General features: G+C 37.2%; 16 protein-coding genes. 3 read left to right on the forward strand and 13 right to left on the reverse strand.

All coding sequences use genetic code 11. The annotated features are described in order from the left end of the window. Positions 1 to 152 precede the first annotated feature (152 nt). The 4 genes from uvrB to DET49_RS07465 all read right to left on the reverse strand — a co-directional run bounded on the left by uvrB (position 153) and on the right by DET49_RS07465 (position 6762). Positions 153 to 2162, reverse strand: coding sequence for an excinuclease ABC subunit UvrB (gene uvrB, locus DET49_RS07450; RefSeq protein WP_133547471.1), 2010 nt, complete (start codon positions 2160 to 2162; stop codon positions 153 to 155). Positions 2163 to 2231: 69 nt separating this feature from the next. Then, positions 2232 to 4997 (reverse strand): T9SS type B sorting domain-containing protein, encoded by a 2766-nt coding sequence (locus tag DET49_RS07455; protein ID WP_133547472.1) that lies wholly within the window; start codon positions 4995 to 4997, stop codon positions 2232 to 2234. A 23-nt stretch (positions 4998 to 5020) separates the two neighbouring features. Further along, the gene (locus DET49_RS07460) at positions 5021 to 5857 is read right to left on the reverse strand and encodes an ABC transporter permease (RefSeq protein WP_133547473.1); all 837 of its coding nucleotides are present in this window, start codon (positions 5855 to 5857) and stop codon (positions 5021 to 5023) included. Continuing rightward, positions 5857 to 6762 carry an ABC transporter ATP-binding protein gene (locus tag DET49_RS07465; protein ID WP_133547474.1) on the reverse strand — a complete coding sequence of 302 codons (906 nt, stop codon included), beginning with the start codon at positions 6760 to 6762 and terminating at the stop codon, positions 5857 to 5859. Before DET49_RS07465 ends, DET49_RS07460 begins: the two co-directional genes overlap by 1 nt. 94 nt (positions 6763 to 6856) lie before the next feature. Between DET49_RS07465 and DET49_RS07470 the strand changes: the two genes are divergently transcribed. Continuing rightward, positions 6857 to 7927 (forward strand): hypothetical protein, encoded by a 1071-nt coding sequence (locus DET49_RS07470; RefSeq protein WP_133547565.1) that lies wholly within the window; start codon positions 6857 to 6859, stop codon positions 7925 to 7927. A gap of 64 nt (positions 7928 to 7991) precedes the next feature. Here DET49_RS07470 and DET49_RS07475 read toward each other — a convergent pair whose 3' ends face one another. The 6 genes from DET49_RS07475 to DET49_RS07500 all read right to left on the reverse strand — a co-directional run bounded on the left by DET49_RS07475 (position 7992) and on the right by DET49_RS07500 (position 14242). Next, positions 7992 to 9050, reverse strand: coding sequence for a nucleoid-associated protein (locus DET49_RS07475; protein WP_133547475.1), 1059 nt, complete (start codon positions 9048 to 9050; stop codon positions 7992 to 7994). Positions 9051 to 9313: 263 nt separating this feature from the next. After that, positions 9314 to 9823 carry an IS1096 element passenger TnpR family protein gene (locus DET49_RS07480; RefSeq protein ID WP_133547476.1) on the reverse strand — a complete coding sequence of 170 codons (510 nt, stop codon included), beginning with the start codon at positions 9821 to 9823 and terminating at the stop codon, positions 9314 to 9316. A gap of 23 nt (positions 9824 to 9846) precedes the next feature. Beyond that, positions 9847 to 10872, reverse strand: a complete 1026-nt coding sequence (locus DET49_RS07485) for a COX15/CtaA family protein (protein WP_133547477.1) — start codon at positions 10870 to 10872, stop codon at positions 9847 to 9849. Between the two features lie 41 nt (positions 10873 to 10913). After that, positions 10914 to 12368 carry a CCA tRNA nucleotidyltransferase gene (locus tag DET49_RS07490; RefSeq protein WP_243729574.1) on the reverse strand — a complete coding sequence of 485 codons (1455 nt, stop codon included), beginning with the start codon at positions 12366 to 12368 and terminating at the stop codon, positions 10914 to 10916. Between the two features lie 202 nt (positions 12369 to 12570). After that, a complete protein-coding gene (locus DET49_RS07495; protein ID WP_133547479.1) occupies positions 12571 to 13140 on the reverse strand; it encodes an L-threonylcarbamoyladenylate synthase in 570 nt (189 codons plus the stop codon). Beyond that, on the reverse strand, positions 13127 to 14242 hold the full coding sequence (locus tag DET49_RS07500; RefSeq protein ID WP_133547480.1) for a glycosyltransferase family 4 protein: 1116 nt from the start codon (positions 14240 to 14242) through the stop codon (positions 13127 to 13129). Before DET49_RS07500 ends, DET49_RS07495 begins: the two co-directional genes overlap by 14 nt. A 184-nt stretch (positions 14243 to 14426) precedes the next feature. Here DET49_RS07500 and DET49_RS07505 point away from each other — a divergent pair, with 184 nt between their 5' ends. After that, positions 14427 to 15194, forward strand: coding sequence for a lipopolysaccharide kinase InaA family protein (locus tag DET49_RS07505; protein WP_133547481.1), 768 nt, complete (start codon positions 14427 to 14429; stop codon positions 15192 to 15194). A gap of 6 nt (positions 15195 to 15200) precedes the next feature. Beyond that, the gene (locus DET49_RS07510; RefSeq protein WP_133547482.1) at positions 15201 to 16172 is read left to right on the forward strand and encodes a glycosyl transferase family 90; all 972 of its coding nucleotides are present in this window, start codon (positions 15201 to 15203) and stop codon (positions 16170 to 16172) included. 78 nt (positions 16173 to 16250) lie between these two features. Here the strand turns inward: DET49_RS07510 and DET49_RS07515 are convergent, their stop codons facing one another. From DET49_RS07515 to DET49_RS07525, 3 genes are read right to left on the reverse strand one after another with little or no spacing between them, the layout of a single operon-like run. After that, positions 16251 to 17321 carry a glycosyltransferase gene (locus tag DET49_RS07515; RefSeq protein ID WP_133547483.1) on the reverse strand — a complete coding sequence of 357 codons (1071 nt, stop codon included), beginning with the start codon at positions 17319 to 17321 and terminating at the stop codon, positions 16251 to 16253. Beyond that, positions 17318 to 18391: a glycosyltransferase gene (locus DET49_RS07520; protein ID WP_133547484.1), complete on the reverse strand. Its 1074-nt coding sequence runs from the start codon at positions 18389 to 18391 to the stop codon at positions 17318 to 17320. The genes DET49_RS07515 and DET49_RS07520 overlap by 4 nt, the downstream gene beginning before the upstream one ends. Further along, complete coding sequence (locus DET49_RS07525) at positions 18388 to 19503, reverse strand: glycosyltransferase family 4 protein (protein WP_133547485.1); 1116 nt, start codon at positions 19501 to 19503, stop codon at positions 18388 to 18390. The genes DET49_RS07520 and DET49_RS07525 overlap by 4 nt, the downstream gene beginning before the upstream one ends.

Consider the following 19503-nt stretch of genomic DNA (forward strand, 5'->3'; position numbering starts at 1 on the left):
ATAATTGGAAAAAAGCACTGCCAGAGCGGTGCTTTTTAGTTAAAATAACCGATCAACTGACCGGTTATTTTTTTGGCATATTGTGGCCTTGTTGTTAGATGTGTTTTCTGATAAACTTTTTACAGGCAGTCTTTTATCAAAAAGGAATTTCTCTAATCCTGTATTTCTTTCACCTTATTCTGAAGCATTTTTATTTCATCCCGGTGTTTTGCCGCTGCCATAAAATCTAAATCTTTTGCCGCTTTTTCCATAGCTTTTCTTTTCTCCCTGATTCGTTTTTCCAGGTCGGGTTTGCTCATAAATGCAACTTCAGCTTCGGCGGCTTTGGTAGTCAAAGGTTTTTCAGCATCATAAACATCCAGTTTTTCTTTAATTAGGGTACTATTCTCAAGTTTCTTAACAAGTGGAGTAGGCTGCATGTTATGCTCTTTGTTGTAATTTATCTGTTTGGTGCGTCGATAATTGGTTTGGTCTATGGTTTTTTGCATACTGTCGGTAATCTTATCAGCATATAAAATAGCTTTACCTTCTACATGACGTGCTGCTCGTCCGATAGTTTGTGTGAGGGAACGATTACTCCTTAAAAACCCCTCTTTATCGGCATCAATTACTGCAACCAGGGAAACTTCTGGAAGATCCAGACCTTCTCTTAACAGGTTTACACCAATAAGTACATCAAACAAACCGCGGCGTAGATCCTGCATGATCTCCACCCGTTCCAGGGTATCCACATCAGAGTGAATATAACGGCACCTTATATCAATTCGCGTGAGATATTTTGTAAGTTCTTCAGCCATTCGTTTGGTAAGGGTGGTTACCAAAGTTCTTTGATCTTTATCATTTCTTGTGTGAATTTCCTCAATAAGATCATCGATTTGATTTATACTGGGACGTACCTCAATTACTGGATCTAAAAGTCCGGTTGGTCTTATAACCTGTTCTACGTAAACACCTTCAGATTTTTGTAATTCATAATCTGCAGGTGTAGCACTTACATAAATAACCTGGTTTTGCAGGGCCTCAAACTCTTCAAATTTAAGGGGTCTGTTATCCATAGCAGCGGGTAGCCTAAAACCATATTCTACCAGGGTTTCCTTTCTTGATCTGTCACCACCATACATAGCGTGTACCTGTGGAATGGTCACGTGACTTTCGTCTACCACCATCAGAAAATCGTCTGGAAAATAATCTAAAAGACAGAAAGGACGGGTACCCGGTTGCCTGCCATCAAGATATCGGGAGTAGTTCTCAATACCTGAGCAATAGCCCAATTCCCGAATCATTTCCAGGTCGAAATTGGTGCGTTCGCCCAGGCGTTTTGCCTCAAGATGCTTGCCTATATCTCTGAAATAATCTACCTGTTTTACAAGATCATCCTGAATATGATGAATTGCATTTTGCATTACATCAGGCGATGTCACGAACATATTGGCAGGGTAAATATTAAGGCGTTCATATTTTTCTATAATATCATTGGTACCAGGATGAAAAGCTTCAATTTCTTCAATTTCATCACCGAAAAAATGAATTCTGAACGCATTATCCGCGTAACTCGGGAATACATCTACTGTATCTCCTTTAATTCTAAAATTTCCATGGGAGAATTCAGCTTCGGTCCTGGAATACAAACTCTGGACCAGTTGATGTAAGAATTTAGTTCTGGAAAGTCGCATATCCCTTTCTATCGATACCACATTTTTACGAAATTCTACCGGGTTACCAATTCCGTATAAACAAGAAACCGAAGCCACCACAATTACATCCCTTCTTCCGCTTAAAAGGGAAGAAGTGGTGCTGAGTCGCAATTTTTCTATTTCCTCATTGATGGAAAGATCTTTTTCTATGTAAGTTCCAGAGGTGGGAATGAAAGCTTCCGGCTGGTAATAGTCGTAATAACTCACGAAATACTCCACGGCATTATTGGGAAAAAACTGCTTGAATTCTGAATAAAGCTGGGCTGCGAGTGTTTTATTGTGTGCTAAAACCAAGGTTGGTTTTTGTACCTCCTGGATTACATTGGCAACGGAAAAGGTTTTACCCGAACCAGTGACCCCTAGAAGGGTCTGGTACTGTTCGTTATTATTAATCCCCTTTACCAGTTGGTCTATGGCTTTAGGCTGATCGCCAGTGGGTTTGTAGTCTGATTCTATATGAAATTTCATGCGTATTGCTGACTTATTGGTCAACTACTCAATCAATAATCTTGCCTTTTCAAAGCTGTCAACTTTTCCTTAACGTTTCAGGCTGAAATGGCCACTAAATTCCTGACCATTTGCCAGTTTACCTTTAAACCAGTAATCATCAGAAGGCATGGGTTTCCCATTATAAATACCATTCCATCCAGATGAATTTCGAGGTAGTTCTTTTAATAATTTGCCATAGCGGTCAAAAATATAAATATATTCTACCTGAAAATCGGGAGTATTAGTTTCATAGGGTAGCCAGTAATCGTTATACCCGTCAGCGTTGGGAGTGAAAAAGGCCGGAAAACCGAAAATCACTTCCTGAAATTGGGCTATTTTGCATGAATTATTAGTTTGCGCATAGAAGGTATGAGGGCCCCCGGGAATATTTCTGAAAACAGGACTTTCCTGGTATTGGCCGTTGGGATTATCAATGGCGAAGCTTAAACCTTCAACATCATTGGTAAGAAGTGTAACATCACTGTTTTGACCTTGATTATCAATTTCCAATCCTAGAATTTCAGGGTTTGGGAATTCCTGGACCACAAAATCTATAATCTGTCCACAACCTAAATTAGGATCGGTAAGCTTAAGGCTGTAGCTACCTGCTTGAAATACCTCAATACTCAATGTATTTTCACCTGTATTCCAGGAAAAATCATAATTTTCAGTATTGGTTATATTTAGGTCATTCCCTAGGGTAATTGGAAAATCTGAAGTGCAGACCTGTAGTTCGATTAGGTTCTTGATTCTTGGGAAACTGGAAAGTTTAAGGTCAATGGACCCAAAACCATAGCAGATATTAGCATTTTCGGCTCTGATATAAATAGTTTTAGCTTCTGAAATGTAGGTGTCCTGCAGGGGATTTTGACCGGTTTGGGCATCTGTTTCAGTTTCATGAAAGCTAAGGTTTACTGTATTGTCAAGAGCTAACTCGTCAATGATATTTTGCTCGATGATCTGTAAATTAAATTCTGCCTCCCCATCGGATAATTCGCATCCAATAGCAGCCTCAGGTTGGAGAATAACGCTGCTGGTGGTATGCAATTTAATCGTAGCAATTTCAAAGCAATCTGAATTAAAACCAATAACTTTCACCGTTAATTCCTGATCCTGTACGTTATTGCGATAAATATTTTCAAGCGCATTTTGGTTTTCAGGGTCATTCTGAGCATCGATCTGGTTTTCGTAAAAATATAATTGTAGATTAGAACCTTCTTCTAAGAGGGCCTGACTGGCAAGTTGAAGATTAAAATCGGTGATTCCATCCCCAGGATCATTATCTCCGACATCACACTGGGTAAGGGTAAAATCATTGGATATCTCCGGGAGCTTTGTGATCGTAACCTCTTTACAAACAGGATCCAGGGGAATGCCCGAAACTATTTTGGTTAAACTCACCGTATAGGTCCCAGGTGTGGAGAAGGTGTGCTGTGGATTTTCAGTAGTGGAAGTCTGGCCATCACCAAAATCCCAAATCACTGAATCATAGTTCTTTTCGCCCGTAATATGGAATTCTGTGGAAGCACCTGAACAAAGATCATCGACCTGGAAACTATTTTGGAATAAAGACTGAACAAAAGGCGGAAGACCCAGTTTAACATCATTTGGAGAAACATCTACGAAATTGTGCCTGTAACCTACACCTGGAGCAGCGTTTTCAGGATTATTGATCACAGATAAAAATTTGTGGGTTTGATAGCCACCCCCGTCCTTGGGATAGCCTGCCCGGTAAATCTTTCCATTTGGTGCTAATTGGAGTGCTCCGGCAACATTACTGGAAGCGTCCACTAATTTTTTTGAATTGATAATATTTGAACTCTCCAAATCAAATTGATAAAGAGTACTTTCATCCAGAATATCATCCCCTCCGTATACATTTGAAGTTACGTATAGTTTAGTACTCTCAGCAGAAAATTCCACCCCATACGGGTAGGTGCTCAGCAAAAGTAGTTCTTCGTTGGAAACCTTTCCTGTTTCATCGTTAAAATCGTAAATAAAAAGTTTTCCAGTCTCCTTGGTTCCCCCAGTTCTTGGACTTCCCAGAGAAGTCCCCGAATAGGCAGCCGCAATTTTTTTACCATCTGGAGAGATTTTTAAGTATCCTCTTGAAGTAATATTAATTTCTTCATCGTCGAGAAGGGGAGGGAAATTATTGGCAATATTAGAAACCACCGGGTTACGATCCACACCCGAAGAACTGACTCTGAAGGAATAAAAATTATCCATAAATTGGGTGACCACCCAATAAGAAGTGCAGTCTCCGGCAATAACGGCGGTAATTTTTTCAGAACTTTTAAATTCGTTTTGTAAAGAATTTTCTGGATCGTATGTAATTAAATGAATATTTTTTTCTCCGGATATAATTGCTCCGTTTCCATTATTGAGGCTCATATCGACTTCAGAAAAGTTCACGCCTTCAATAGGATCGCCAGGCGTTAAATAGTAATCGGGTTTGTCCACGGTAAAAATATAGTATCTTCCGGGATGCGCCGGGCGCGGGACAATAATCGCAGATTGTGTGGAAGAAACATCTCCTTTTAACGCACCACCATTTTGCATCACGTTATGATTGCGGTCATAAACAATAGATCCATCCGTATAGAAAAGCAAATTCCCATTTTGATCAGAGATTGCGGTTGAACCTTCAAGAGTCCTTAATTGACCATTGTTTAAACTAATAGGGTCTTCCTCATCTTCCGGAAAATAAAGCCCGGCTCCGGCACCAAAATACCAATGGGCGGCCTCCTGTTGGGCATTAAGGTGTGTGCTTCCAACCAGTATAGTTATTAGAAATGCATATAATAATTTCATTAGACTCCTTCCATAGAATTATACTACAAATCTCTCTTTTTTAAGAGTCTGTAGGATAAAAATACGAAAATGCCCGTCCAAATTATCACAATAATTAATTGATACCAGTGAATTCCATAGTCCTTGTCAAACTCAGAACCTATTTGAGTAGCTGCAGTTTGTACTGCAGATAATCGTGAAAAGGGTTCTTTTATAAGATTGCTCATAGCTTCTAAGGGAAAGAACCTGGCGATATTATCAGCAATTTCAGAGTCTCTGAAAATTTTCCACTTTAAAACTCCATACACAATACTTTCCAGAATCCACCAGATAAACAGGAAGCCCAGTGCAAAGGCAGACCGTTTAATGAGGATTCCCAGGAACATGCAAAAAGCAAAAAAGCCAGTAAGCTTTAAGAAATAAGCCAGTAAATATTCCATATCTGAAAAGATGATGGAAGCTTCATTGAAATCTGAAAATGAAAGTCCTAAAATCATGGTCACGATAAATAGAAATACCGTGGAAATCAGAGAAAATACGATGACTGTTAAAAATTTTGAAGCAATGAATTCTTTTTTGCTCAGCCCATCAATCAGGTTTTGTTTTAGTGTTCGATGGCTGTATTCATTAGACATCATCGACACAATTACGATGGCCAGAAAAAGCTTCAATAATGCGGCTACATACGAATTAAAATGCCAGATATATGGAAAATTAAAGATCCCCTGATCGGCTACCCGGAAATTGATCGCACCTAAATTGAATTCAATAGAAGCAATTAAGGCGATAAATGTTATTAATATAAAATAGGTTAAAACAAGGATTTTTGCCGAGCGGCTGTAGCGCAATTTATGATATTCTATCTCTAAAAGTCGTAGCATTATGCAGTAGTAGTTTGATTGGTTAATTGAAGGAATTGCTCTTCCAGGCTTTCTTTACGTTTGACCAGGTAAGAAAGAGAAAGTCCTTTCTCAAACAAATATTCGTTGATGGTTTCGGCTTCCATAGGTTCTTTCAAGATGGCGGTAACTATATTTTCCTTTTCTGAAACATTATCTATTCCCGGATGTGCAACTAGCAATTCTTGCAGTAACTGCATATTTTTTGCCTGCAGTTCAAAGAAACCGTGACTGGCATTAATGGCATCTACGGGCCCGCTATAGAGTTTCTTTCCATTTCTTATAATGACCACGTGAGAGCAAACCTTCTCTACCTCATCAAGTAAATGAGAAGCAAGTAGAATAGTAGTACCCCCGGCAGCGATCTTTCTTATGATCTCCCGAATTTGATGAATTCCTTGTGGATCCAACCCATTAGTTGGTTCATCTAAAATTAAAATCTTAGGGTCATTGAGCAAAGCAGAGGCTATGGCTAAACGTTGTTTCATACCCAGGGAAAAAGTTCGGAATTTACTGTCTTTTCTATCTAGTAAACCTACAATTTGCAGCTTCTCCTCAATTTTCGTTTTAGGTACATCTTTAATTTTACATACCAAAGCCAGGTTTTGGGCGGCGGTCATATATGGATAAAAATTGGGATGCTCGATAATGGCGCCTACTTTTTTTAGGGCTTCGTGGGTATCCATATTTCCATTAAACCAGGCAAATTCCCCCGAGGTTTTGTTAACTACGTTTAGCACCATTCCAAGAGTTGTGGATTTACCACTTCCATTAGGACCTAAAATGCCATATACATTGCCTTTTTCTATGGTAAAAGACAGCTTGTCTACCGCGGTTAGCGTTCCATATTTTTTCGTAAGGTCTTTAAGACTTAGAATTGTTTCCAAAATTGAAGAAAAGTTTAAAGTATGACGACGAAGTTAGGGAAATGTTACAGAATTCGCTTTAGAAAGCTTATTTTTGATGAAAAGCAAGGATAATATGGAAGAAAAGCTGATGTCAAGAAAAAAACCTTCATTTGCCGTAAATGAAAGGTTAAACCGATATCTGGCCAAACATAACCGCAATACTAAAATTCCGGTCTTCTATGACGATTTGTTGCGCTTTTCGGGCTCGGTAGTGGTATACGATCAGCATGAAGAAGATACCTTCTGGGTGCGTTGTTATTATCCAGATTTTGAACGTCAGGAAATTGATAATAGCCTGAAACAGGTTTATACCATTATGCATTCGGATGGAAGTGATGACTCTCTGGAATTTTTAAATGTTGATGCAATTGATTACTGCACTTTCGGAAATTCGAAACCATTCCGTATAAAAGTGCGAAATATCCTCAATGATAGTTTCACCTATTTCTATGTAAAAAAAGCTGATGCTTCCCGGATTTACGGACTTGAACTGGAACATTTACTTTCTCCACACCGAATTAATTTTCTGGTCTATAAAGACACCTTAATTGAAGAACATATCGCGGGAATTCCGGGAGACGTCTTTATTGAAGACCATTTGCCAACCTGCAATAACCGCGCGCAAACACAAATAGCCAAGCAATTTGTAAAGTTTAACGAAAGGTGTACCGTACGACTCTTAGGGGATATGCGGTCTTATAATTATGTGGTGATACCTACCCACGATTTTGATCACGTGGAATATCAAATTAGAGCGATTGATTTTGACCAGCAATGTTTTGAAGGTAGTTTGAAAGTGTATCGTCCGCAGTTTTTTAAAGAGAACCTTAAGATGGTGCAGCTGGTCCAGGAGAAACTCCAGGAGTCTTCTATAGAGCAATACAGGAAAGAAGAACGTTCCCTGCTGGCTAAAAGGATCATCAATACCCGTCCAAGGTATAAAGAATTATTGCGTTGTATGATCAACGATCATGTTTCCACCCAGGCCAATGTAAAAAACCTTAGACGAGATTTGTACCAGTATACCAATGATATGAAATTTAAACGTGCCAGTACCATGGGACAGATTCTAAGAACTGCTCTCGATTTTGTGCGTCGTAATTATGAAGATGTCAATATGAAGCGTTTACTAGAAAGCTCGTAAAAAAATTTCACAACCTTTTTTAAGGCTGTGAAATCTTCATTTTAGATTAGGAATTATAATTAGCTTAACTTTTTTCTTCCTTATTAAAGTAAACCAGGTAATAATACATTTGTTTTTCTTCGTCCCAACCTTTTTCCACAAACTTATCTGCGGATTCAGCATTTACAAAATCCATCTTAATCTGAATATGGGTGTCCAGATTAATTACGCTTTTGATTTTCTTCCGAGCATCAGTTACTGCTTTATTGGCGATGGGAAAATTAGTAAGATCCTCAATTTTATATTTTGGTGCTTTTTCAGTTTTATAATGCTGAAATTCCGGTAATAACTCGGGATTATCAATTACCGAATTCAGGAAGTTACTTTCTTCAAAATCATCATTTTTGGCAAAGTAGTCCATACTTCTATTCATAAACATGACTTCTTCTTTTTTGTCTTCCGCAGGTAAAACCACATCCTTGGCGAAATTTTTACAAAAATTCAGATAGCTTTTAGTGTTGTAGTTCTCATCGCGCATCACCTCCACACCCAGGAAGTTCTCCAGCCAGTATTTGGTGTCATACTTATTAGAATCCACGGAAAGAATTTTATATCCTTCTTCGCGATTTTTATTGAAAATCAATGCTCCTTTATCCAGTTTATTGAGATTAATTCCCTGTTGAACGATCATTTCCAAAATGCTGCCATTTTCTTCAAACTGAAGAAAGTCGTGCTTTAATTCAGATTTAAAAATACCAATCCCGGAAACCTTTTCATTGTCTATTTGCAGGTTTTCAAAATACACTACATAGACTTCCCCGCTTTTAATATGCGGATGGGAAGACTGCTCAAATAACAAAGTGGTGATTTTTTTTGAAGCTTCATGGATACTTCCCGGATTATCGAAAACAGTATTGGTAATATTGTATAGTTCGTTGAAATCCAGATCGGTGTCGTGAGAGAACTGGAAATAATTTTCTTCCTTTTCTCGAAATGGTTTTAGAAAATATTCTTTGATTAAAGGAGTAATCTCATCGTTTAACTGATAAGGAGCCGAAGAGAGGAATATATTCTCATTTCGGCTTTTGTTCCCCACCCTGTGGATGGAAAGGGACTCAATCTGCGCATTAAAAAGGTTGATCATTAATTAATAGTTTTGTCAATTCCGCCAAGGCGGAAATCTAAGTTTGTTAAACACTTTGCTTAAATCTAATATTTTAACCTCTTGAGAGATTTAGGTCAACCGATAGTTTTTTAAAATCAGCTTAGCGGTTTCTTCCTTTGGTTTGCTAGTGGGAATGATTTTTTGTTTTTATTTCAGTGAACTATCAAGAGCCTGGTCCTGCAATAAATTTGACATATTATAAAGCCAGGTTTTTAATGGGGATCGGGAGGACAACTTAGCAATCAATTCCAATTCTCGTCAAAGGAAAGATCATCGTAATCGTTGGTGTTAAATCCCTGGTCAAAAATATCACCCCCGCCTGCATTCTCATCATCTTCCCCCACAAAATCTTTGTCTGGAGCTTCATCCGGAAGTTGACCGTGAACAAACATTAGGTTTGGGTAATCTCTTCCGGCCTCAATTTCACCAACCTGGGCAAGTTCAATCAAAAAGGTCCACATTTTCAAAAAGTCATAAATATAGATTATTTTTGTGTTGTCTTCATCTAAAATAGACTCGAGGCTGGTTTCGTTCATTAAACGCACTTCACCACCCATATCAAACTGTGAAAATTCCTCGCCCTGCTGCCAGTTATCATCACTTAAATAAAAGGACGCCATTTCTGTTCCATCAAAACCAAAAGATTGTAGAATGGTGTTATGGAGGTCTTCCAGGGTGTTTTCCTGTAGTATTTCTATATCTCTGAATACATCTTCCTTGGCATCAAGAATTACTCTAAATCGGTAAACCATAATATCAATTTTAAGGGGCGAAGTTACAAAGTTTTCAACTTTCTTCCTGCCGCAAAGCTTTCCAATAATAAATAAAATTGAAATCCGAACAATACTGAAGCAATCACTAAATGAAGTGGCTGGGAAGCGAACGGAAATTCGAAATTATACATCGCAATTCCGGTGATTATTTCCAGAAAAATAAGCAATAAAACCCAGTTTATCTTGTCGAACTGGAGCTGAAGTTTTTTGTTCTTCCACCACAGGGCTACATTTACAATAAGTACCAGAATGGAAAAACTCCGATGGATATAAAAATTAAGATCGGGATGGGCCAGCCATAAATCTTTGGCTTGGTAGCCTAACAGTTTTACTTGCTCATCAACTAATTGCCTGACCTGGGTCCCTAATACAACCTGAATTAAGGTAAAAGCAACGGCTAATATCATCAGGTTCCTAAAACTTCTATCGGGAACTTTGTTTTTTGCTTTCTCTTCAGCGATAAACAACAAGTAAAGAAGCAAAGCAACGATGACTAGGGCCATTACCATGTGAATCGTTATCCTCAGGGGTGATAGAACGGAATAAACTACGGTGGCACCTAACCAGGCCTGAAAGCCCATTAGCAAAACGCTAAGCCAGGAAAGTACCGTAATGCGTTTTCTTTTTTTCCATTTTTTTAAGGAGAGAAATGCCATAATTAACACCGCAAAACCGGCTATAGCGCCTGCTAGCCTATTGATATATTCAACCCAGGTATGAGCAGGATTAAAAATTGCGTAATCATGTTTGGTGTAGGTTTCCCAATTCTCTGGAGAATATTTTTTTGAAGAAGTAAAGTCAGTTGCTGCAACTTTTAAGGTTTTATCAACGATAATCACCTGACCTTTTTCATATTCGCGATTGGCTTGAAACCTTAGTTCTGAAATCTCGGTAGGAGGAATATAATATCCGAAACATTTTGGCCAGTCCGGGCACCCCATTCCGGAACCCGTCATCCTTACCACAGCGCCGGCAACTATAACCAGATATACAAGGATCAGGGAAACTTTAACCGATTTTCTATACATTTTTTAAAATTTTATTTGTCTACTGGCCCCCGGGGAATACCCTACAGCTTAACCTTGACTTCCAATCCCAGTTCTTTCCCTTTTTTCAACATCAATTCCCTGGCAGCCTGGTGTTCATTGGGAATTTCACCTTCCAGAATCGCTTCTTTTATAGTTTCTTTTATAATTCCAATCTCCCTTGAAGGTTTAATATTGAAGGTTTCCATAATTTCTTCACCACTAACGGGAGGTTGAAACTGGCGGACATGATCGCGTTCTTCTACCTCTTTCATTTTTGTGCGGACCACCTTAAAATTGTTATGATATTTTTTAAAACGATTAGGGTTTTTGGTAGTGATATCAGCTTCGCAAAGGGTCATGAGATCTTCAATATCCTCCCCAGCGTCAAAAATAAGGCGGCGCACCGCAGAATCGGTGACGTCGTTATCCACAATGGCGATAGGGCGGGAGCTCATTAGTACCAGCTTCTGCACGTATTTCATCTTTTCATTAAGAGGGAGGCGAAGACGTTTAAAGAGTTTATAAACCATTTTAGCACCTACAAACTCGTGACCATGAAAAGTCCAGCCGATTTTTTTATGGAATTTTTTTGTTGGAGCCTTACCAATATCGTGTAAAAGAGCGGCCCAACGCAGCCAAAGATCATCCGTATTTTTAGAAATATTATCTACTACTTCCAGGGTATGCCAAAAATTATCTTTGTGCTTTTGCCCTTCAATTTCATCTATTCCTTCCAGGTCAGTAAGTTCGGGTAAAACAATAGCAAGTAAGCCGGTTTTGTGAAGTAGGGAGAATCCTTTGGAAGGTTTTTCTGCCAGCATAATTTTATGCAATTCCTCTGTGATCCTTTCCTTTGAAATTATCTTTATTCGGCTTTTATTTCGGGTAATCGAATTTAAAGATTCTTTCTCAATCTTAAAATTAAGTTGGGTGGCAAATCTAATGGCCCGAAGCATTCGCAGGGGATCATCGGAATAAGTAAGGTCGGGATCCAAAGGGGTTTTGATGATTTTTGAATCTAAATCCTCAATTCCATCAAATGGGTCTAATAGGTTCCCGAAGTTATTTTCATTTAAACCTAGCGCCAGCGCGTTTATCGTGAAATCTCGACGATTCTGATCGTCATCCAAACTTCCGTCTTCTACAATGGGGTTCCTGCTGTCCTTACGATAGCTTTCTTTACGGGCACCTACAAATTCAATTTCCATTTCGTAGGCGCGCAGCATCGCTGTACCGTAATTTTTAAAAACCTGAACTTTAGGTTTGTGAGGTAGAATTTCTGCAACTTTCTTTGCTAATTCTATACCACTTCCTACAGCCACAATATCGATGTCTTTAGGTGCTCCTCGCTTTAAAATATGATCCCGGACATAGCCTCCAATCACATAACTTTCTAGCTCGAGTTCTTCTGAGGCCTGTGAGATAATCCTAAATATATTGTGGGATAAGGCTCCTTTATAATTCTTCACTACTTTAATTTCTTTTGAAACTTCCAATTAATAGGCTATTATTTTTAGCTTAATTGCCATACAGCTTAAAAAGAAGCTATATAATTAAGGTCATCCTAAATTTATCCTAGAGCTTGCACCGGAATTTATTCGCAGATCTAATGGGTTATTTTAAGATGGTATCGGCCGAAAATAAGTTCAGCCTTAGGTTAAAAAGTATTGACTAATGGTCAATGCATCTTAATCTTTTTTATTTCCTAATCACTTTTACCTTTCCGTCATTGCTTAATTTAATAATAGCGGAAGGTTTAGCTGATTTTTTATTTTTTTGCAAATTTACTACATAGTCTACACCTTCTAAAATTTCGGAGCTTATTTCAGCAAAGGATTCCGGAGTTTTTTCACCGCTGATATTGGCCGAAGTTGAAACGATGGGTTTGCGAAATCTTTTTGCCAGATCATTACTAAATTTATCTTTTGAAACTCGAATAGCTAAAGAATTATCAGCTGCGATAAGATTCTCAGCCACACGAATTGGATCGTCATAAATAATTGTGGTTGGTTTACGGGCAAATTTTAAAATATCATAGGCCACCTCCGGGATATCTTCAATAAATTGGTTCAGCATTTTATAATCAGAAACCAGGCAAATTAAGGCCTGACTTTCCTTTCTTTTTTTGAGCGCATAAACTTTTTCTACCGCTTCAGCGTTGGTGGCATCGCAGCCAATTCCCCATACCGTATCGGTAGGGTATAGTATGAGCCCGCCACGTTTTAAAGTGGCTAAAGCATTTTGCATTTCAGTTTTAATATCTTCCATATAGGACATTTTTGTATTCTTGAAGTGTTTCTTGAGCCATTTGGGCTGAGGTGAAATTTTCTACCACTTTCTGATGGCCATTTTTGGTAAACTCAGAAATCAGCTCCTTGTGATTTTTTAAAAACAAGATATGTTTCGCTAACTTTTCAGCATCAAAAGCATCAGATAAAAGCCCATTTTCCATATGGGTCACAATTTCGGGAATTCCCCCCACATTTGTTGCAATAACCGGAGTTTTATGATAGAAAGCTTCAAAAATCACATTGGCAATTCCCTCAGATTTTGAGGTTAAAAGTAAAAAATCCAGCTGGGGAATAAGTGCCGATGCATTTTCAATAAAACCCAGAAAGCTAATTTGCGTTTCCAAATTAGTTGCCTTTAGCTGCCTCAGTAAATGGGGAGTCTCCGAAGTAAATTGTCCAATTTGAACAAAATGAAAGCTGAGGTTTTCCCGCTGCTTATGTACTTTTTCGGCTGTTTTAATAAAAGTACTCAGGTCTTTAGCCGGAATATGGTTTCCAATATTACCTACAAGCACCACATCCTTGGTTAATCCAAGTTGCTTGCGAAGATTGATTTCCGGATCGACAGTACTTAGTTTAGAAAGGTTTACCCCGTGGTAGATCGTTTTAAAGCGGTTATGATTTTTCAAAGTTGCTGCAGTGATTGCTTTGGTTTTTAGAGAAACACAAAAAATTCTTTTCAATTTTGGATAATTGTATTTAAAAAGAGTTTGTTTTCGGCTTTTAATTGGGAAGGAGGTTTTTTTGCTAAAAACCATTGGCGGTAAAACGTAAAATTTATCGGCTAAAACCACCAGGGAGAGTGCTTTGGGATCATGGATATGAATAAGATCTATTTTTTCATTTTTACAAATTTCACCGATTCTTAAACAGTATCGAATATCCAGATTAAAACTAAGCCAGCTCGTTTTGAAATTTAAATTACTTCTTTTGAGTTTTTTGTGAAATAATCCTTCCTTAACACAGAGAATAGTGTTCGTGATTTCGGGATGATTTTTTTTGAATTCCTCACACAGCAGTTCAATTTGGTTTTCCCCACCACCCCAGGACTTGACTGCTGATACATGAAGGATTTTCATAAGGTGTTTATCTATTATCGTTATTGATATGGCTATATTTGCCAATTGTTCTAAACCTGAATTTGGCAAAAAATAACGGTAAATATGTGCAAAAATAGTTATTTACAGCGCTATTTTTGAAATATATAAAGGACTTATTCCCGAACCAGGTTTTTTCAGTAAAAAGCTTTAATTTTATAAGTTGATGAAGATATTCATTTCAAAATATCATAAGTTATCCAAAAAAAGCATTGAAGAATTCCTGTTGAATTTCAATGCCGTTGGAAAGCAGCTTTTTAGTGAAGATAAAGGGCGTAGAAACGAAATTAAAGTAGTTGAAAAGGATGGACAGAAATTCAATATAAAATCTTTTAAGCAGCCAAATTACTTTAATAGATACGTATATGTTCTGTTTAGAAAATCTAAAGCAGAGCGCTCATTTGAATTTGCAGAGAAACTGATAAAAAGGGAAATTGGAACACCTAAACCTATTGCTTTTGCCGAAGAAACCAGTAAAGGGGCTCTTACTAAGAGTTATTATATAAGTGAGCAACTTGATTATGATCTTACCTTTAGAGATTTGGATTTGGCTAAGCCAGGGCACGAAAATATTTTGCGCTCGTTTACAAAATTCACTTTTGACCTACACGAAAAAAAAGTTCAATTTTTGGATCATAGTCCCGGGAATACATTAATTCAACGACATGATGGAAATTACCAATTCTATCTTGTTGACTTAAATCGAATGATGTTCAAGTCGCTCAATTTTACCGAAAGAATGAAAAATTTTCAGCGGCTGACTTCTGACAAGGAAAAGATGAAGATTATGGCAAATGAGTATGCCAAATATTTAAATAAGCCGGAGAATGAAGTTTTTGAAAAAATGTGGTTTTTTTCAAATTCCTTTTTTAGCAAACGTGTCAAGAAAAGAAAGATGAAAAATAGGTTTAAAAACTTTTTAGGCTTAAACTAATTCGGTATGAATTTAAAATTTTTGTTTGCCTCCGGTAAGAATGCAAAATTGCCTTACTATATTAAAAATTATTCCAGGGTAATTCTTCCGAAATATTTATTCCAACGAAGTTTATCAAAGAAACTGGCAGATATACCTACCAGAGCTGATGCGGGATATTTGACATCAAGAATAGATTACTACAATAAGCTTGACAGCATTAAGCAATTACCACAATCAACAGAACGATTGGCCGATCTCAAGAAAAGTAAAAGGGTTAAATCAGTCTATTTTCTGGATGCTTATCGCATTGTTTCCTGGTTCAAAGGAAGCTTCAAGTGGAATTATATACCCGGTGATGTCACTTATATTCCAGAAATTCCTTCCATTGTCAAAAGCAGGCCCATTGAGGGGGATAATAGAAATTCCGTTTTATTGAAGCTCGTGAAAGTGCGCCATTTTATTTTTGTGAAGGATAAGCTATCGCTCACTGAAAAAGAAAATAAATTGATCTTTAGGGGTAAAGTTGATGACAAACCTAATCGGATAGATTTTTTGGAGAAATATTTTGGCCATCCTTTATGTGATCTTGGTAATATTACTAAGAAGGATGTTTTGCCAGCTGCGTGGAAGGTTGAAAAATGTTCTTTATATGATCATCTTCAGTATAAATTTATCCTTGCCCTGGAGGGCAATGATGTGGCCAGTAATTTAAAATGGATCATGTCTTCGAACTCGATTGCAGTTATGCCAAAACCTACCTATGAAACCTGGTTTATGGAGGGAAAATTAATTCCAGACTATCATTATATAGAGATTAAAAGTAATTATTCAGATTTGGAAGAAAAGCTGGATTATTATATACACCATACTAAAGAGGCCCAGGAGATTGTAAATAATGCTAATGAATTTGTATCTCAGTTTTTTGACAAGGAACGGGAACACTTAATTGGATTAGGAGTGATGGATAAATACCTGAAAAAAACCGCCCAAATTTAATTTTGCGTTTTAATCAATAGAAAAATGCTTTTGAAATTAAGGGATCTTATAAATTATTGAAGAAATGTATCTATGGTATTAATTTGCCTTTACACCTCTGTATTCTTCGTACTGTTCAATAAGCGATAAAGCTATGTTTTTTTCACTAAACTCATTACTAACAAGTTTTCCGATATTACAGGCAATTTTATCTCTGAGTGCTGTGTTTTCTTTTAGTTCTAATATACTCTCTGCCATAGCTTTAGGATTTGGTTCACATAGGTAGATATGCTCTTTATGTATAAATATTTCCTTTATGGCATTAGAGGTCATCGTTAGAATGGGTTTGAAGCAGGGAGCATAATTAAAAATTTTATTCGGTATAACTACCTGTGATTTAAAAGTATTGCCAAATATTCCCAGACATAAATCAAAAGTATTAATGAAAGAGTCTAATTCTGAATATTCAATACTACCTATAAAATCAACGTTTTTTAGCTCATTTTCCTTCGCATAATGAAGCGCTTTTTCAAACTCAAAACCTTTGCCGATTAAAACAAATTCAATAGCCGGGTTATTTTTTAAAAGATTAGCAGTTTTAAGAATTTCAAGTACTCCCTGCAGGGGAATAAAATTACCAACAAATCCTACTTTAAATTTTTCCCCAACAGCTGCAGTTTTGGGAATTTGTGGTCTGAAGTCTGTATGATTTGCCCCTACATATACGATCCCGGTTTTATCTTTCTTAATTTTATATTTGTTTAGAAAATAATCTCGGTGCACCCTGGTATCAAAAATCACAAAGTCTGCCTTACTTATAGAAGTTTGATCTCTGTATTTACAACGTGCCGCTTCATAACTAAAACTTCCGTAATGATTATAATCTTTTACGTTAGTCATATATTTAGAAATTAAAGGATCAAAAATAACATCACATGAAGCATTCTTTTTTACAAACTTCACGGCTTTATGGCCAAAACTTGGAATATAAGCAAAATAACATCCTTTGCTTAAACGCTTAATTTCCTTGGCATTTGCAGCATTAAATTCCTTAAAATCAAAAACCAGTATAGAATAGCCAAGCTTTTTTAGCCCGCTTAGAATGACCAGTGTTCTATTATAATTGATATCAATATCCTTACCTGTTACTAAAATAGATTTGCTTGTCATAAGACGTTTTTATAGGTTTCCAGGGTCTTTGAAGATATTGTTGGCACACTAAAATTCAAAGCAAATTTAAATGCTTTATTTACAATTTGTTGGGTTTTATCAGGATTTCCTAATAAAAACATCACCTGTTCCTTTAAGGCTTCGCTATCACCAACAGCACACAGGTAACCGGTTTCCCCGTCTATTATAAGTTCCTCAACTCCTCCACTTCTTGTAGCTACAACCGGCTTTTTAGCGACAAAAAAATCTAAAATAGTGGAGCCCAGCCCTTCGGAAACAGAGGTAAAAAGAAGAAGGTCGATTTCTTGAATAGCACTTGGGATGTCTTTTATAAAACCAGTAAAGGTAATATGTTTTGAAATTCCTAAGCTCTTTGAATAGGCTAGTAAGTTATCTTTTAAAGGCCCGTCTCCAATAATGACAAAATGAATATTTGTTTCACTTTCTAAAATTTTTTTCGCGGTTTCAAGAAAGGTAATATGATCTTTCTCCTTGGTCAATGCAGCAATGTAACCAATTATAAACCTGGCGGTAATGCTAAAGTCCCCACGCAGTACTGATAGATAGGTCTGAGGTTTATCAAAACTAATCATACTGGGTATAAATACTGTGTTTTTGAAGCCAATACTTTGCTTTACACTCTTTTCTACAGCTTTAGAAATACAAATTATTTTTGAAATATGTTTTTCTGAGTACTTGATTGGAGTAGAAATTTTATTTTTTATTGGAAAAATAACTCTCCGATGAATTATTAGGCGCTGCCTGCTTCTACAGAGTAACCGGGTCAAAATACCCAGCGTATGGGCTCTGGATTCATGGCAATGAATAATTTGATAGCCCTGTTTTTCTAAATTCTTTAAAATTTTAGCCTGGGTAAAAAGATGGATAGGATTCTTTGATATGGCAAGGTAATTCCAGGCCTCTTTTTTAGCGAGTTCTTCCAGCGCACTATTTTTTAAACACACCAAAAGTTGATCAACCCCCAGTTGGTTTAATCCTTTAAAGAGCAAAGCTACCTGCCGCTCCCCACCTCTCCAGGTTGATGCCAGGTTGATGTGAATTACCTTCATACCAGAAGCTTTTTGTATAGACTAATTACGCTGGAAGCAATATTTTCATCTGAGAATTTTTGGGCATAAATAAAAGATTTTTCGGCCATATCTCGGCGTTTCTCCGGATCTGCAAGCAGCCGGGAAATACTTGTTGAAATCTCTGAAATATTTTGCGGATCAATATATGCGCTATCCGGCCCGCCGGCTTCCGGAAAACAGCCGTAATTTGTTGTAATGACTGGAGTTTTTGAATAAAGAGCTTCTATGATTGGAATCCCAAACCCTTCAAAAATTGATGGATAAATAAAAATTTCAGCTCCCTGATAAAGTGCGGCAAGTTCAGAGGTGGTAAGCCCGTGTAAAAAGGTCACCTTATTTTGTAATCCTTCCTTGTCTATGTAAGTTTTTATTTCTTCAGCATAAGAAGTTAGGGAACCCACTATAACAAGATGTGTATCTATATTTTTAATGGCTTTAACAACGCTGAAAATATTTTTTCTACTCTCGACAGTGCCTACGTTAAGTAAATAATTTTTTGGTAATTTGTACTTTTGGGTAAGCTTTTCAAGGACATCCGGAGTGCAAGTGGTTTTGTATTCTTTCTGACAGCCTTGATAAATAACGCTAATCTTGGAGGCATCTACCTTTAAAAATTTAATGATATCCTCCTTTGTCTGTTCACTTACGGCAATAATTGCATCAGCGGTTGAAACGGCATGCTGAAATTTTTGTTTGTAAATTATTTTATCCAGGAATGAATAAAATTCAGGATAGCGTAAAAAAATTAAATCGTGTATGGTGACTACACTTTTTATATTTGTTTTATCCAGACCCAAGGGGATCTCCCCGGAGAGTCCATGAAAAATATCCAGATGATCTTTCTTAAGGTCTTTAATTACATTTTTCCTTCTCCACAAATTGTTAAAAAACCTGTCTATCCGACTTACGGGTAGTTTTTCCTCTACAGGATTCTTAGGTTGATAAAGCTGTTTTTCGGTCGGTCTGGGATTGTATAAAAAATATTTATTTTCCGGATGAAAATTACTTAGGATAGTAATTAAATCACGACTGTAATTTCCCAAGCCTGTGGTATTGTGAAAAATCCTCTTAGCTTCGTAACCTATATTCAT

Source organism: Salegentibacter sp. 24 (assembly GCF_004362395.1).
Classification (GTDB): domain Bacteria; phylum Bacteroidota; class Bacteroidia; order Flavobacteriales; family Flavobacteriaceae; genus Salegentibacter.

Coding starts and splice junctions, on each gene's coding strand:
- DET49_RS07520 (WP_133547484.1), bottom strand. CDS start 18,391: ATGAAGGTAATTCACATCAACCTGGCATCAACCTGGAGAGGTGGGGAG.
- DET49_RS07475 (WP_133547475.1), bottom strand. CDS start 9,050: ATGATCAACCTTTTTAATGCGCAGATTGAGTCCCTTTCCATCCACAGG.
- DET49_RS07460 (WP_133547473.1), bottom strand. CDS start 5,857: ATGCTACGACTTTTAGAGATAGAATATCATAAATTGCGCTACAGCCGC.
- DET49_RS07525 (WP_133547485.1), bottom strand. CDS start 19,503: ATGAATATAGGTTACGAAGCTAAGAGGATTTTTCACAATACCACAGGC.
- DET49_RS07515 (WP_133547483.1), bottom strand. CDS start 17,321: ATGACAAGCAAATCTATTTTAGTAACAGGTAAGGATATTGATATCAAT.
- DET49_RS07495 (WP_133547479.1), bottom strand. CDS start 13,140: ATGGAAGATATTAAAACTGAAATGCAAAATGCTTTAGCCACTTTAAAA.
- DET49_RS07505 (WP_133547481.1), top strand. CDS start 14,427: ATGAAGATATTCATTTCAAAATATCATAAGTTATCCAAAAAAAGCATT.
- DET49_RS07470 (WP_133547565.1), top strand. CDS start 6,857: ATGGAAGAAAAGCTGATGTCAAGAAAAAAACCTTCATTTGCCGTAAAT.
- DET49_RS07480 (WP_133547476.1), bottom strand. CDS start 9,823: ATGGTTTACCGATTTAGAGTAATTCTTGATGCCAAGGAAGATGTATTC.
- DET49_RS07510 (WP_133547482.1), top strand. CDS start 15,201: ATGAATTTAAAATTTTTGTTTGCCTCCGGTAAGAATGCAAAATTGCCT.
- DET49_RS07455 (WP_133547472.1), bottom strand. CDS start 4,997: ATGAAATTATTATATGCATTTCTAATAACTATACTGGTTGGAAGCACA.
- uvrB (WP_133547471.1), bottom strand. CDS start 2,162: ATGAAATTTCATATAGAATCAGACTACAAACCCACTGGCGATCAGCCT.
- DET49_RS07500 (WP_133547480.1), bottom strand. CDS start 14,242: ATGAAAATCCTTCATGTATCAGCAGTCAAGTCCTGGGGTGGTGGGGAA.
- DET49_RS07485 (WP_133547477.1), bottom strand. CDS start 10,872: ATGTATAGAAAATCGGTTAAAGTTTCCCTGATCCTTGTATATCTGGTT.